Origin of the sequence: Gordonia oleivorans, from assembly GCF_040044975.1 — a bacterium.
Taxonomy (GTDB): Bacteria; Actinomycetota; Actinomycetes; order Mycobacteriales; family Mycobacteriaceae; genus Gordonia; species Gordonia oleivorans.
The window spans coordinates 63,163-77,896 of sequence record NZ_JBDZDI010000003.1 but is presented as its reverse complement, the minus strand read 5'-3'; the positions used below and the strand labels follow the sequence as shown (position 1 = coordinate 77,896).

Sequence of the window (14,734 nt, the reverse complement as noted above, 5' to 3'; positions counted from 1 at the left end):
AATCCACCAGCCGACCAGGAGTGACCCATGCTCGCCCGAACCGACCTGCGCGGAAGCGCGCCGACGCTCGCCGAACTGCGTCGCGCGCTGCCTCGCGGGGGCACCGACGTCAATGCCGTACTCGACACGGTGGCGCCGGTGGTGCATGCGGTCGCCGACCTCGGAGCCGATGGCGCGCTGGACTACGGGCACAAGTTCGACGGGGTCCGCCCGGCATCGGTGCGCGTACCCGCGCAGGTGATCGCCGACGCACTCGATCGTCTCGATCCGACGGTCGCCGACGCGCTGCGGGAATCCATCACCCGGGCGCGGCTCGTCCACGCCGATCAGCGTCGCGAGACCACCCGCACCGAGGTCGTCGACGGTGGGATCGTCAGCGAAAAGTGGATTCCGGTCCGTCGCGTCGGCCTCTATGTTCCCGGCGGCAACGCCGTGTATCCGTCTTCGGTGATCATGAACGTCGTGCCGGCGCAGGAGGCGGGAGTCGGATCACTCGTGGTCGCCTCGCCGCCGCAGAAGGACTTCGGTGGATGGCCGCACCCCACGATTCTCGCCGCCTGCGCCCTGCTCGGCGTCGACGAGGTGTGGGCGGTCGGCGGCGCGCAGGGCATCGCGTTGCTGGCCTACGGCGGCACCGACACCGACGCGGCCGACGAACCGGGTGGTGTCCTCGACCCGGTCGACCTCATCACCGGGCCCGGCAACATCTACGTGACCGCGGCCAAGCGACTGTGCCGCGGCGTCGTCGGGATCGACGCCGAGGCCGGTCCCACCGAGATCGCGATCCTCGCCGATGCGACCGCGGTCCCGGAACTGGTGGCCGCCGACCTGATCAGCCAGGCCGAACATGACGTCCTGGCCGCCTCGGTGCTCGTCACCGACAGCGTCGAGCTCGCCGACGCCGTCGACGAGGCGCTGGAAATTCAAGTGGCGCAGACCAAGCACCGCGAGCGTGTGACAACGGCGTTGTCCGGCAAGCAATCCGGGATCGTCCTCGTCGACGACGTCGAGGCCGGACTCGCGGTGGTCGACGCGTACGCCGCCGAACACCTGGAGATCCAGACGGCCGACGCCGCCGCCGTCGCCGACCGCGTTCACAACGCGGGTGCCATCTTCGTCGGGAACTACGCGCCGGTGAGCCTCGGGGACTACTGCGCCGGCTCCAATCACGTTCTGCCGACCTCGGGTTCGGCCCGATTCGCCTCCGGATTGTCCGTGCAGACCTTCCTGCGCGGCGTGCACGTCATCGACTACGACGAGGCCGCACTGCGCGACGTCGCCGGCAAGGTGGTCACCCTCGCCCAGGCCGAAGATCTTCCGGCGCACGGGGATGCCATCACACGCAGGTTCGCCACGGATGGGGCGACGCGGTGACGGCGGTCAGCGATCCGCAGACCCCGGGCGCATCGATCACCGTCGCCGATCTGCCGCTCCGCGACAATCTGCGGGGCAAGAGTGCTTATGGCGCACCGCAATTGAAGGTGCCGGTCATTCTCAACACCAACGAGAATCCGCACCCGCCGTCGCCGGCCCTGATCGACGATCTCGCCGAGTCGGTACGTGCCGCAGCCAGCGACCTGCACCGCTACCCCGACCGCGACGCGATCGCCCTGCGCACCGAACTGGCCGACTACCTCAGTGCCGCCACCGGTGTTCGGCTGAACGTGAACAACCTCTGGGCCGCCAACGGTTCCAACGAGATCCTGCAGCAACTGCTGCAGGCCTTCGGCGGGCCCGGGCGCAGCGCGGTCGGCTTCGTGCCGAGTTACTCCATGCACCCGATCATCTCCGACGGCACCGATACCACGTGGCTCGAGGCCAAGCGCAACGCCGACTTCTCCCTCGACATCGACTACGCGGTCGCCGAGATCACCGCTCGCCGCCCCGACGTCGTGTTCGTGACCTCACCCAACAACCCGACCGGGGCATCCATCCCGAACGAGGGACTGCGGGCGATCGTGGAGGCCGCGCCCGGCATCGTCATCGTCGACGAGGCCTACGGAGAGTTCTCCGAACAGCCCAGCGCCACCGAACTCATCGACGAATTCCCGGCCAAGGTGGTGGTCAGCCGCACCATGAGCAAGGCGTTCGCCTTCGCCGGTGGGCGCCTCGGCTATCTCGCGGCCTCGCCGGCCATCGTGGAGGCCCTGCAGTTGGTGCGCCTGCCGTATCACCTGTCGGTCCTCACCCAGGCCGCCGCCCGAGCCGCGCTGCGTCACAGCGACGACACCCTGGCCGGCGTCGAGAAGATCATCGCCGAACGCAAGCGGGTCGTCGACGACCTCGAGGCGGCCGGCTTCGACGTCATCGACTCCGATGCCAACTTCGTGCTGTTCGGCCGGTTCGCCGACGCCCCCGCGTCGTGGCAGCGTTACCTCGACGACGGAGTGTTGATCCGCGATGTGTCGATTCCGGGCTACTTGCGTGTCACCATCGGACTGCGCGACGAGAACGACGCCTTCCTCGACGTCAGTCGCCGTCTGGCCGCCACCGATCTGGAGAATGGGTAAGTGACAGTGCAGGATTCGACCACCTCGTCGGCGACGCAGCCGACGCCGCGCATCGCACGTGTCGAGCGGGCCACCAAGGAGTCCTCGATCACCGTCGAACTCAACCTCGACGGCACCGGCAAGACCGACATCTCCACCGGGATCGCCTTCTTCGACCACATGCTGAACGCCTTCGGCCAGCACGGCAGTTTCGACCTGACCGTGGCGGCCCAGGGCGACGTCGACGTCGAGGGCCACCACACCATCGAGGACACCGCGATCGTGCTCGGTCAGGCCCTCGGCCAGGCACTCGGTGACAAGAAGGGCATCCGCCGGTTCGGTGACTGCTTCATCCCGATGGACGAGACCCTCGCCCACGCTGTCGTCGACGTATCCGGCCGGCCGTATTGCGTGCACACCGGCGAACCAGATCACCTGCTGACCGCGGTGATCGGCGGCTACCCGGGTGTGCCGTACTCGACGGTCATCAATCGGCACATCTTCGAGTCGATCGCCCTCAACGCCCGGATCGCCCTGCACGTGCGGGTGCTCTATGGCCGCGATCAGCACCACATCACCGAGGCCGAGTTCAAGGCCGTCGCCCGCGCGCTCCGTGAAGCCACCGAGTACGACCCGCGCACCTCGGGTGTGCCGTCGACCAAGGGAGCCCTATGAGCACGACCGGCCCGGACGTCGTCGTCCTCGACTACGGCTCCGGCAACCTCCGGTCGGCGCACCGGGCCCTCGAACGTGTCGGCGGTCAGGTCACCGTGACCAGCGACTTCGATGCTGCACTCAACGCCACCGGACTCGTCGTCCCCGGCGTGGGTGCATTCGCGGCCTGCATGGAGGGTCTGCGGGCGGTCAAGGGCGATCGGATCGTGGGCCGACGCCTCGCCGGTGGCCGCCCGGTGCTGGGGATCTGCGTGGGCATGCAGATCCTCTTCGAGCAGGGTGTGGAGTTCGGCGTCGAGGCGGACGGGTGCGGCGAGTGGCCGGGCGCGGTCACCCGGTTGCCGGCGCCGGTGTTGCCGCACATGGGCTGGAACACCGTCGACGCCCCCGACGACTCCGTACTGTTCCACGGCCTCGACGCCGATACCCGTTTCTACTTCGTGCACTCCTACGCCGCGCAGACCTGGGAGATGGACAACGACGGCACCGCACTGCGGGCACCGAAGCTGACCTGGGGGGACTACGGCGGCAAGTTCCTTGCCGCCGTCGAGAACGGACCACTGAGCGCCACCCAGTTCCATCCGGAGAAGTCCGGTGACGCCGGGGCCCAGCTGCTCCGCAACTGGATCGAGAGTCTGTCATGACCGAATCTCCCAAGACCCCCGACACTCCGGCGGAGGAGTACCGCTTCTCCTACGGGCGGTTCGTCGTCTACGTGCTCGGTGCCGGCGCCATCGTCCTGGTGCTGTTCATTCCGATCATCCTCGGCATGGCCAAATGGAATCCGACCGCCGGACTCGTCTCCGCACTGGTCGCGGTGCTGGCCATGATCGCCGCGATCGGATTCACCTCCCGCTATCAGATCGGCAAGGCGGAGAAGGCGATTCGCGCTTCACGCGGCGAAGGTCCACCGGACTAGGCGACGTCGCACCAGACAACGGTCGGATTCTCGACCCGCTCCGGATACTCAACACAAAGGACTCACCAACTTCCATGGGAACCACTCTCGAACTGCTGCCCGCCGTCGACGTCGCCGACGGGCAGGCCGTACGCCTGGTGCAGGGCGCCGCCGGCACCGAAACCTCCTACGGCTCACCGCGTGAGGCCGCACTCGCCTGGCAGCGGGACGGCGCCGAGTGGATCCACCTCGTCGATCTGGATGCCGCGTTCGGTCGCGGCAACAATCGCGACCTGCTCGCCGAGGTCGTCGGCGAACTCGACGTGAAGGTCGAACTGTCCGGCGGTATCCGTGACGACGAGTCCCTCGACGCCGCGCTGGCGACCGGCTGCACCCGGGTCAACCTCGGAACCGCAGCCCTCGAGAATCCGCAGTGGTGTGCCCGCGCGATCGACAAGTACGGCGATCGCATTGCCGTGGGCCTCGACGTGATCCGAGAGGGCAACTCCTACCGGCTCCGTGGACGCGGCTGGGTCACCGACGGTGGTGACCTGTGGGAGGTCCTGGAACGTCTCAACGGCGACGGATGCGCTCGCTACGTCGTCACCGACGTGTCCAAGGACGGCACCCTCGCCGGCCCCAACCTCGAACTGCTCGCCGAGGTGGCCGCCGCGACCGACGCGCCGATCGTCGCCTCCGGTGGCGTGTCCGCGCTCGACGACCTCGTCGCGATCTCCGGGCTGGTCGATCAGGGCGTCGAAGGCGCCATCGTCGGCAAGGCCCTCTACGCCGGGCGGTTCACCCTGCCCGAGGCGCTGACGGCGGTCGGCGGCCGGTGACCGGAGGCGCCGACCTGGATCTGCCGCGACTGCTCGACGTCGCCGGCACGATCCTCGACGGAGTCGGTGATCAGTTCGTCGCGGGTCTGGGTGCCCCGAGCGCGGTCCGCAAGGGCGACACCGATTTCGCCACCCAGGTGGATCTCGATCTGGAACGCCGGATCTCCGGCGAACTGGCGCAGCGCACCGGAATCGGCGTCCACGGTGAGGAATTCGGTGGTCCTCCGGTCGACGAGGGCGCCGTCTGGGTTCTCGACCCGGTGGATGGCACCTACAACTACTCGTCGGGGATTCCGCTGACCGGGATTCTGCTGGCCCTGCTCGTCGACGGCCAGAGCGTCCTTGGGCTGACCTGGTTGCCGCTGACCGGTCAGCGGTTCGCCGGGTACGCCGGCGGCCGGCTCCTGTGTGACGGCGAACCGGTCGACGCGCGACCGCCGGAGTCGTTGTCGCAGTCGGCGATCGGCTTCGGACCGTTCAACGTGGGGCACGGTGGGCGTTATCCCGGGGCACGCCGCGCCGAATTGATCCGCGCGCTGTCCGGGCGGGTGGCGCGGCTGCGGATGACCGGAAGCACCGGAATCGACATGGCGTATGCCGCGACGGGTGCGTTCGGTGCATCCATCGCCTTCGGGCGACACCCGTGGGACAACGCCGCCGGGGCGGCGCTGGTGCGCTGCGCCGGGGGAGTGGCCACCGATCTGTCCGGGGCGGACTGGACGGTCGCCTCGCCGTCGCTGGTGGCCGGCGCCCCCGGAATTCACCGGGAGGTGATGGCCGTTGTGAACGAGGTGTTCGGCGTGGACCGGCTCGACACCGCCGGCTCGGCGCAGGCGCAGTCGCACGAGAAGGCGCCGACGCAAACGAAGGAGCAGAGCTCATGACCTTGGCGGTTCGTGTCATTCCCTGCCTGGACGTCGACGACGGTCGGGTGGTCAAGGGCGTCAACTTCCAGAACCTGCGTGATGCCGGTGACCCGGTCGAACTGGCGGCGCGCTACGACGCCGAGGGTGCCGACGAACTCACCTTCCTCGACGTCACCGCATCGAGTTCGGGACGGTCGACGATGATCGAGGTGGTCGGGCGCACCGCCGAGCAGATCTTCATCCCGCTCACCGTCGGCGGCGGAATCCGGACCGTCGACGATGTCGACACCATGTTGCGTGCCGGCGCCGACAAGGTCAGCGTCAACACCGCCGCGATCGCACGCCCGGAGGTGCTCGCCGAGATGAGCCGCCGCTTCGGGTCGCAGTGCATCGTGCTGTCGGTGGATGCCCGGACCGTGCCCGCCGACGGCGCACCCACCCCGTCCGGCTGGGAGGTCACCACCCACGGTGGCCGGAAGGGCACCGGCATCGACGCCGTCGAATGGGCCCGGCGCGGACAAGAATTGGGCGTCGGGGAGATCCTGCTCAACTCGATGGACGCCGACGGCACCAAGCAGGGATTCGACCTGCGGATGCTGCGCGCGGTGCGCGCCGCGGTCGACGTCCCGGTCATCGCCAGCGGGGGCGCGGGAAAGGTCGGCGATTTCGCCCCGGCCGTCGAGGCCGGCGCCGACGCGGTTCTGGCCGCCTCGGTGTTCCACTTCGGCGAACTGACGATCGGCGAGGTGAAGGATGCGATGGCCGCGGAGGGCATCACCATTCGCACCGCACGAGACACCCCGATGGAGGTCTGAGACATGGCGTTACCACCGGAACTGGCGGGCAGGCTCAAGCACAACGCCGACGGTCTCTTCGCGGCCGTCGCCCAGGAACGCGAGACCGGCATCGTGCTGATGGTGGCGTGGATGGACGACGTCGCTCTGGAACGCACCCTGCAGACGCGGCGGGCCACCTACTACTCGCGGTCCCGTCAGGAGTACTGGGTCAAGGGGGAGACCAGCGGGCACACCCAGTCGGTGCACGACGTCCGCCTCGACTGCGACGGTGACACCGTCCTGCTCGTCGTCGACCAGGTCGGCGCGGCCTGCCACACCGGCAATCACAGCTGCTTCGACACCGACTCGCTGCTGTCGGAGTTCGCGGCTGCCGAGGCCGTCGGGCCTGAGACAATCGAGGCAGCACACGAAACCACGAAAGGCGGAGGTTAGTCATGCCACTGATCCAGATCTCGCAAACCCCCGGATTGTCAGACCGGGTCAAGCGCGAGACGATCGCCGCGGTCACCGACGCCTACGCCCGTGCCACCGGCAAGAATCCCGACTCGGTGTGGGTCACGATCAACGAGATCCCGCGGGGCCAGTGGGGCGTGGGCGGAGAGCCCCTCGGATGAGCGACACTGCCGCCGACGAGCACGCCGGCTCCCACCGAGCCGCGGCCGATCACGCCACGACCACGACCCTCGCGGAGTTCCTCGACCTCGCCGCCGATCACCGGGTGGTGCCGGTGACCCGCAAGGTGCTGGCCGATTCGGAGACCCCGCTGTCGGCATACCGCAAGCTCGCCGGAGACCGCGAGGGCACCTTCCTGCTGGAGTCCGCGGAGAACGGACGCAGCTGGTCGCGGTGGTCGTTCATCGGTGCCGGCGCACCGTCGGCGCTGACCGTCGTCGACGGCAAGGCGAGCTGGTGGGGTGCGGTTCCGGCCGGAGCCCCGGTCGACGGCGATCCGCTGACCGTGCTGGCCGAATCGTTGCGTCTGCTGGCCACCGATCCGCTGCCCGACATGCCGCCGCTGACCGGCGGATTCGTCGGGTTCATGGCCTACGACATGGTGCGCCGGTTGGAGCGTCTGCCCGAGACCACCGTCGACGATCTGCATCTGCCCGACCTGATGATGCTGTTGGCCACCGATCTCGCCGCCGTCGATCACCACGAGGGGACGATCACCCTGATCGCCAACGCGGTGAACTGGGACGGTTCCGACGACCGCGTCGAACAGGCCTACGCCGACGCCCTTCAACGTCTCGACCGGATGACCGAGGCCCTCGCCGCCCCTGCCCCCTCGACGGTGTCGTTGTTCGACCACCCGACACCCGACTACCGGGTCCAGCGCAGCCGCGAGGAGTATCACGAGATCGTGCGTGACCTGGTCGGCGAGATCGAGGCCGGTGAGGCGTTCCAGGTGGTGCCGTCGATGCGTTTCGAAATCGACAGCGACGCCGACCCCCTCGACGTGTACCGCGTGCTGCGAGCATCCAATCCCAGCCCGTACATGTATCTGCTGCGCATCCCCGGCATCAACGGCGACCCGTTCACCGTGGTCGGATCGAGCCCGGAGGCCCTGGTGACGGTGCACGACCGGGTCGCCACCACGCACCCGATCGCCGGTACCCGATGGCGTGGCGCGACCGAGGAGGAAGACCAGCTCCTCGGGAAGGGTCTGATCGAGGACGAGAAGGAGAACGCCGAACACCTGATGCTCGTCGACCTCGGCCGCAACGACCTCGGCCGGGTGTGCCGACCGGGCACGGTGAAGGTCAGCGACTACCGGCACATCGAGCGATACAGCCACGTGATGCACCTGGTGTCGACGGTGTCGGGGACCCTGCGCGACGACAAGAACGCACTCGACGCCGTCACCGCCTGCTTCCCCGCGGGAACTCTCACCGGCGCGCCCAAGGTGCGGGCGATGGAACTGATCGACGAACACGAACTCACCCGTCGCGGTCTGTACGGCGGCATCGTCGGCTACCTCGACTTCGCCGGCAACGCCGACACCGCCATCGCCATCCGCACGGCCCTGATGTCGCGGGGACGGGCATACGTGCAGGCCGGCGGTGGCGTGGTGGCCGACTCCGACCCGGACTACGAATACAACGAGGCACGAAACAAGGCGACCGCCGTCCTGAACGCGGTGGCGGCGGCGTCGACGATGCGACGCGTCGGCACCGCCACCGGCGGCGGCGTCGCGGAGATCTCCGACGATGACTGACGACTCCACACCCACCGATCCGGACGGCACCAGCGAACCGGCAGGCGCCGCCGGCACGGACACGACCGACACCGCCGACACGACCACCACCCGGGCCGCCCGCGTGCGGCGCACCAAGATCATCGCGGCGATTCTGCTGGGACTGGGCGCCCTGTTGTTCTGGGTGTCGTCGCGGCTGACGTGGGCGACGGTGTTCGCCGGCGACGGCATGTCCCCGGACCGTTACATGACCGTCAAAGGTGCCGACTGGAGTCCGTGGCTGACCCCGCTGGCACTGGTGTTGCTGGCGGCGATCCTCGCGGCGTTCTCGTTGCGCGGCTGGGGGTTGCGGGTGCTCGCCGTGCTGGTGGCCGTGGGCGGCCTGCTGGCGGCGTTCCCGGCGTTGTCGATGGTGACCAGTTCGTCGGATTCACTGTATGCGGCGCGGGCCATCGACCTGGCCGACAAGTACGTGGTGCGACTGACCACGACCAACGGCTGGGTTGCCGCGGTCGTCATCGCCGGTACCGTCTGCTGCGTGCTGGCGGGCATTCTGCTGCTGCGCGCCGCCTCCGGTGCGGCGATGTCGTCGAAGTACACCACGCCGGCGGCACGGCGGGAGGAACTCGAACGGGAGATCTTCGCCGAGCACAAACGACGCAAGGCCGCCGCCGATAACGCGGAGGACGCCGACAACTCGGCGACCGACGGCACCGCCGCCACCGGAAAGCAGGCCAACGAACGCATGATGTGGGACGCGCTCGACACCGGCATCGATCCCACCGATCAGCGGTGATGGGCCCGTCCCGCGGCCGATCCGCCTGATGTTCGCCCCGGTCACGATGGCTCCGAGGCGTCCGTCTACCCTGGTGGAGGCAAGATCGTCGAAAGGTAACCAGCTGTCGTGAGCATGCCGAACGTCCTCGAGTCGATCATCGAGGGAGTCAAGGCCGACGTCGCCGCGCGTGAAGCGGTCGTCGATTACGCCGCCGTCAAAGCGGCCTCCGAGCAGGCCGCCGACCCCAAAGACGTGATGGCCGCGCTCCGACAGCCCGGTATCGGGGTGATCGCCGAGGTGAAGCGCGCCAGCCCGTCGAAGGGTGATCTGGCGACCATCGCCGATCCGGCCGAATTGGCCACCGCCTACGAGGCCGGTGGCGCGCGCATCATCAGCGTGCTGACCGAGGAGCGACGATTCCGCGGCTCTCTCGCCGACCTCGACGCGGTGCGTGCCGCGGTGAACATTCCGGTGCTGCGCAAGGACTTCATCGTCGGGCCGTACCAGATCCACGAGGCCCGCGCCCACGGTGCGGACATGATCCTGCTGATCGTCGCCGCGCTGGAACAGAATGTGTTGGCGTCGCTGCTCGACCGCACCGAGAGTCTGGGCATGACGGCACTCGTCGAGGTGCACACCGAGGACGAGGCGAATCGCGCACTCGAAGCGGGTGCGTCGGTGGTGGGCGTCAACAATCGCAATCTCAAGACCCTCGAGGTCGACCGTGACAATTTCTCGCGGATCGCCCCGGGGCTACCCACCAAGGTCATCCGCGTCGCCGAATCCGGCGTTCGTGGTACCGCCGACCTGCTGGCGTTCGCGGGTGCCGGCGCCGACGCGGTACTCGTGGGCGAAGGGTTGGTGACCAGCGGTGACCCGCGCACCGCGGTGTCCGAGCTGGTGACCGCCGGAACCCATCCATCTTGTCCGAAACCTGTTCGCTGACAGCCTCATTCGGCGTACGCCGGATGCGGCCGTGGTGACGTGACTGCAGTGAGGTCTCCTGTGACGACCGAATTTCCTACGGCCAGTAAGGGTGTGGCAACCCGCACGTCGATCGAACCCGACGAGGGCGGGCATTTCGGGGAGTACGGTGGCCGGCACGTCCCCGAGGCGTTGATGGCCGTCATCGATGATGTCACCACCTCGTATGAGAAGCTGCCCAGCGACGATGGCTTCCTCACCGAACTCGATCGGCTGCAACGCGATTACGTCGGGCGCCCGTCACCGCTGTACGAGGCGACCCGGCTGAGCTCGGAGGCCGGCGGAGCGCGGATCTTCCTCAAGCGAGAAGACCTCAACCACACCGGATCTCACAAGATCAACAACGTGCTCGGGCAGTTGCTGCTGGCGCGCCGGATGGGCAAGTCACGCATCATCGCCGAGACGGGCGCGGGTCAGCACGGCGTCGCCACCGCCACCGGATGTGCCCTCTTCGGCATGGAATGCATCATCTACATGGGCCGCGTCGACACCGAACGACAGGCCCTCAACGTCGCCCGGATGCGGCTGCTCGGCGCGTCGGTCATCGCCGTCGACACCGGCTCGGCCACGCTGAAGGACGCCATCAACGAGGCGCTGCGTGACTGGGTCACCAATGCGCACAACACCTATTACTGCTTCGGTACCGCGGCGGGCCCACATCCGTTCCCGATGCTGGTCCGCGATCTGCAACGCATCGTCGGACTCGAGGCGCGTGCTCAGATCCTCGAGCAGGCCGGACGCCTGCCCGACGCGGTGACCGCGTGTATCGGCGGCGGCTCCAACGCCATCGGCATCTTCCATCCGTTCATCGACGACACCGGTGTGCGATTGGTCGGCTACGAGGCGGCCGGCGACGGCGTCGAGACCGGCCGGCATGCGGCCACATTCACCGGCGGTACTCCCGGTGCGTTCCAGGGCGCCTTCTCCTACCTGCTGCAGGACGAGGACGGTCAGACCATCGAATCGCATTCGATCTCGGCCGGATTAGACTATCCGGGGGTCGGACCCGAGCATGCCTACCTCAAGGACATCGGGCGGGCGGAGTATCAGCCGATCACCGACACCGAGGCGATGGAGGCGTTGGCACTGCTGAGCCGGACCGAGGGCATCATCCCGGCGATCGAATCGGCGCATGCGGTGGCCGGCTCCCTCAAGCTCGGCCGTGAGTTGGGTGAGGGCGCGATCATCGTCGTCAGTCTCTCGGGTCGCGGTGACAAGGATGTCGACACCGCCGCGCGATGGTTCCACCTGTTCGACGAGCCGACCGACACCGACACATCCGAAGGAGCGCACGCCCGATGACCCCGAGCACCATCGCCCACGTCGGTCCGTCCCGGCTGTCGCCGGTCTTCGAGAAGTGCCGCGAGCAGGGTCGCGCGGCGCTCATCGGCTACCTGCCCGTCGGGTACCCGACTGTCGCCGCGTCGATCGATTCGTTCACCACGATGGTCGAGGCGGGCTGCGACATCATCGAGGTCGGCGTTCCCTATTCGGATCCGGTGATGGACGGCCCGACCATTCAGGAGGCCGCCGATCTGGCATTGACCAACGGGGTGCGGGTCCGGGACGTGTTCACCGCGGTGCGCGCCATCACCGATGCGGGTGGGCAGGCCGTGGTGATGAGCTACTGGAATCCGATCCTGCAGTACGGCGTCGAACGCTTCGCCCACGATCTCGCCGATGCCGGCGGAGCCGGACTGATCACCCCCAACCTGATTCCGGAGGAGGGCCAGGCCTGGCACGCCGCCTCCGACGAGTACGGCCTGGACCGCATCTACCTGGTCGCGCCGTCCTCGACGCCGGAACGGCTCGCCCTGACCATCGACTCGTGCCGCGGATTCGTCTACGCGGCATCGACGATGGGTGTCACCGGTGCCCGCACCACCGTGTCGAACGCGGCGCCCGAACTGTGTGCGCGGGTGCGCGAGTACTCCGACATCCCGATCGGTGTCGGCCTCGGTGTGCGCAGCGGTGAGCAGGCCGCCGAGATCGCCTCCTACGCCGACGGCGTCATCGTCGGATCGGCGCTGGTCAGCGCTGCCGCGCAGAGTCCCGGTGCCCTGCATGCGCTGGTTTCCGAGCTCGCCGACGGTGTGGCTCATCCGACCCCACCGCGGTGAGCAGGCCGTCAGCGGTCGGCTAGGGTGTCAGGCGTGATCGCGCCGACAACGACGTTGCTCGCCTACATCCCGAGTCCACCGCAGGGTGTGTGGCATCTGGGCCCGGTCCCGGTACGTGCCTATGCGCTGTGCATCATCGTCGGCATCATCCTGGCCGTCTGGTGGGGGGACCGCCGGTGGATCGCGCGTGGGGGCCAGCCCGGTGAGGTCCTCGACGTCGCCATCTGGGCCGTCCCGTTCGGACTGATCGGCGGCCGGATCTATCACGTCCTCACCGATTGGCAGATCTATTTCGGCGACGGTGGGAAGTCTCCCATCGACACCCTGCGGATCTGGGACGGTGGTCTCGGAATCTGGGGTGCGGTGATCTTCGGTGCCCTGGGTGCCTGGATCGGGTGTCGCCGACACGGGATCAAGTTGCCGGCGTTCGGCGATGCGATCGCCCCGCCGATCCTGCTCGCGCAGGCCATCGGTCGCCTCGGGAACTACTTCAATCAGGAGCTGTACGGACGCGACACGACCGTGCCGTGGGGCCTGGAGATCTTCGAGCGCTCCGACGGCTACCAGACCGGTCCCGGACTCATCAACGGCACCTCGACCGGTCAAGTGTACGCGATCGTCCATCCCACCTTCCTGTACGAGATGGTGTGGAATCTGCTGATCGTGCTGGCCCTGGTACTGATCGATCGCCAGTTCCGCATCGGCCACGGGCGTCTGTTCGCCCTGTACGTCGCCGGCTACTGCGCCGGCCGGTTCATCGTCGAGCTGCTGCGCTCGGACACCGTCTACACCTTCATCGCGGGAATCCGTATCAACGTCTTCACCTCGGCACTGCTGTTCGTGGCGGCCGCCATCTACTTCGTGGTGGCGACCAAGGGCCGTGAGCGCGGGCTGGAGATGTACCATGCGGACCGCGCCGAAGAACTCGAGGCGCTCGGCGCCGTCGGATACGTCGACGAGGACGAGGACGACGAGGTTCAGGACGGCGAGGTTCAGGAAGACGCCGAAGAGTTCGACGACGACGCCGAAGAGTTCGACGACGACGCCCAGACGACCGATGCCGGCGACGACGCGACGGATACCCAGGTGATCGCCAAGGGCCTGGAAGAGGCCGACGAGGACCGTGCCGTCGAGTCCGACACCGACAGCGCTCCCGAGGACGCCGACAGCGCTCAGTCCGACACTGACAGCGCTCCCGACACCACTGACAGCGCTCAGCCTGACACTGACAGCGCTCAGTCTGACGTTGACAGCGCTCGCGAGGACGTTGACGGCGCTCAGTCTGACGTTGACAGCGCTCAGTCTGACGCTGACAGCGCTCCCGACACCACTGACAGCGCTCCCGACACCACTGACAGCGCTCCGGAGGACGTTGACAGCGCTCGCGAGGACGTTGACGGCGCTCAGTCTGACACTGACAGCGCTCCCGACGACGTTGACGGCGCTCAGTCTGACACTGACAGCGCTCCCGACGACGTTGACGGCGCTCAGTCCGACACTGACGGCGCTTCCGATGCCACCGAATCCGAGGCCGACGTGATCCACGTCGATGACCCGGTCGACGACTCGCAGATCATCGAGGGCACCGGTGAGGTCGCCGACGCCACTGCGTGGACCCCGGTAGCGGACGATTCCGAGAGTTCGAGCTCCGACGCCAATGTCGTCATCGTCGACGATCCCGTCGACGACTCCGAGATCATCGAGGGCACTGCCGAGGTCGCCGACGCGACGGCCTGGACACCGCCGGAATCGGATACCACCGGGCAGACGGAGACCGCCGCGGAGTCAGACGACGCGGGGGAGACAGAGACCGACGACCAGCCCACGGACGACGCGGACGACACGCCCGCCGCCTCGGCAGACGAGGTGGCCCCCGCCGAATCCGCGGACCGGCGCTCCTCCGACTCCTGACGACACTCGACTTCATCTGACGACGCTCGACTTCGCCTGACGACGCCCGACTTCGGATGGCGTCCGACTTCACTGTCGGACAACGCCTGCCGCGCCGACTGCAACGAGCGCACCATCGCCGCGCGTCAGATAAGGTGGAGTCTCACCGTCTGCGGCAGCCCCATGTCCGCGAACGGCCACATT

The 14,734-nt window shown here is 68.0% G+C and carries 16 protein-coding genes; all 16 read left to right on the top strand.

Going from position 1 to position 14,734, the window contains the following annotated elements; all coding sequences use genetic code 11:
* Positions 1–27: 27 nt before the first annotated feature.
* The 16 genes from hisD (at position 28) to lgt (ending at position 14,551) form a co-directional block, all read left to right on the top strand.
* On the top strand, positions 28–1,374 hold the full coding sequence (gene hisD / locus ABLE92_RS06940) for a histidinol dehydrogenase (RefSeq protein ID WP_348804029.1): 1,347 nt from the start codon (positions 28–30) through the stop codon (positions 1,372–1,374).
* Positions 1,371–2,510 (top strand): histidinol-phosphate transaminase, encoded by a 1,140-nt coding sequence (locus tag ABLE92_RS06935; RefSeq protein WP_348804028.1) that lies wholly within the window; start codon positions 1,371–1,373, stop codon positions 2,508–2,510. The genes hisD and ABLE92_RS06935 overlap by 4 nt, the downstream gene beginning before the upstream one ends.
* Positions 2,511–2,516: 6 nt before the next feature.
* The gene (gene hisB / locus ABLE92_RS06930) at positions 2,517–3,164 is read left to right on the top strand and encodes an imidazoleglycerol-phosphate dehydratase HisB (protein WP_425476136.1); all 648 of its coding nucleotides are present in this window, start codon (positions 2,517–2,519) and stop codon (positions 3,162–3,164) included.
* On the top strand, positions 3,161–3,808 hold the full coding sequence (gene hisH / locus ABLE92_RS06925; protein WP_348804026.1) for an imidazole glycerol phosphate synthase subunit HisH: 648 nt from the start codon (positions 3,161–3,163) through the stop codon (positions 3,806–3,808). Before hisB ends, hisH begins: the two co-directional genes overlap by 4 nt.
* The gene (locus ABLE92_RS06920) at positions 3,805–4,083 is read left to right on the top strand and encodes a hypothetical protein (RefSeq protein ID WP_348804025.1); all 279 of its coding nucleotides are present in this window, start codon (positions 3,805–3,807) and stop codon (positions 4,081–4,083) included. Before hisH ends, ABLE92_RS06920 begins: the two co-directional genes overlap by 4 nt.
* A gap of 74 nt (positions 4,084–4,157) precedes the next feature.
* Positions 4,158–4,901: a bifunctional 1-(5-phosphoribosyl)-5-((5-phosphoribosylamino)methylideneamino)imidazole-4-carboxamide isomerase/phosphoribosylanthranilate isomerase PriA gene (priA, locus tag ABLE92_RS06915; protein ID WP_348804024.1), complete on the top strand. Its 744-nt coding sequence runs from the start codon at positions 4,158–4,160 to the stop codon at positions 4,899–4,901.
* A complete protein-coding gene (locus ABLE92_RS06910) occupies positions 4,898–5,785 on the top strand; it encodes an inositol monophosphatase family protein (RefSeq protein ID WP_348804023.1) in 888 nt (295 codons plus the stop codon). The genes priA and ABLE92_RS06910 overlap by 4 nt, the downstream gene beginning before the upstream one ends.
* Positions 5,782–6,582 (top strand): imidazole glycerol phosphate synthase subunit HisF, encoded by an 801-nt coding sequence (gene hisF / locus ABLE92_RS06905; protein WP_348804021.1) that lies wholly within the window; start codon positions 5,782–5,784, stop codon positions 6,580–6,582. The genes ABLE92_RS06910 and hisF overlap by 4 nt, the downstream gene beginning before the upstream one ends.
* A 3-nt stretch (positions 6,583–6,585) precedes the next feature.
* Positions 6,586–6,996, top strand: a complete 411-nt coding sequence (gene hisI / locus ABLE92_RS06900) for a phosphoribosyl-AMP cyclohydrolase (RefSeq protein WP_348804020.1) — start codon at positions 6,586–6,588, stop codon at positions 6,994–6,996.
* A gap of 2 nt (positions 6,997–6,998) precedes the next feature.
* A complete protein-coding gene (locus ABLE92_RS06895; protein WP_348804019.1) occupies positions 6,999–7,178 on the top strand; it encodes a tautomerase family protein in 180 nt (59 codons plus the stop codon).
* The gene (locus tag ABLE92_RS06890) at positions 7,175–8,779 is read left to right on the top strand and encodes an anthranilate synthase component I (protein WP_348804017.1); all 1,605 of its coding nucleotides are present in this window, start codon (positions 7,175–7,177) and stop codon (positions 8,777–8,779) included. The genes ABLE92_RS06895 and ABLE92_RS06890 overlap by 4 nt, the downstream gene beginning before the upstream one ends.
* A complete protein-coding gene (locus ABLE92_RS06885; RefSeq protein ID WP_348804016.1) occupies positions 8,772–9,554 on the top strand; it encodes a TIGR02234 family membrane protein in 783 nt (260 codons plus the stop codon). Before ABLE92_RS06890 ends, ABLE92_RS06885 begins: the two co-directional genes overlap by 8 nt.
* 108 nt (positions 9,555–9,662) lie before the next feature.
* On the top strand, positions 9,663–10,481 hold the full coding sequence (gene trpC / locus ABLE92_RS06880) for an indole-3-glycerol phosphate synthase TrpC (RefSeq protein WP_348804014.1): 819 nt from the start codon (positions 9,663–9,665) through the stop codon (positions 10,479–10,481).
* A 60-nt stretch (positions 10,482–10,541) separates the two neighbouring features.
* Complete coding sequence (trpB, locus tag ABLE92_RS06875; protein WP_348804012.1) at positions 10,542–11,822, top strand: tryptophan synthase subunit beta; 1,281 nt, start codon at positions 10,542–10,544, stop codon at positions 11,820–11,822.
* Positions 11,819–12,640 (top strand): tryptophan synthase subunit alpha, encoded by an 822-nt coding sequence (gene trpA, locus ABLE92_RS06870; protein WP_348804011.1) that lies wholly within the window; start codon positions 11,819–11,821, stop codon positions 12,638–12,640. Before trpB ends, trpA begins: the two co-directional genes overlap by 4 nt.
* A gap of 33 nt (positions 12,641–12,673) precedes the next feature.
* Positions 12,674–14,551 (top strand): prolipoprotein diacylglyceryl transferase, encoded by a 1,878-nt coding sequence (lgt, locus tag ABLE92_RS06865; RefSeq protein WP_348804010.1) that lies wholly within the window; start codon positions 12,674–12,676, stop codon positions 14,549–14,551.
* The last annotated feature ends 183 nt before the right edge of the window (positions 14,552–14,734 follow it).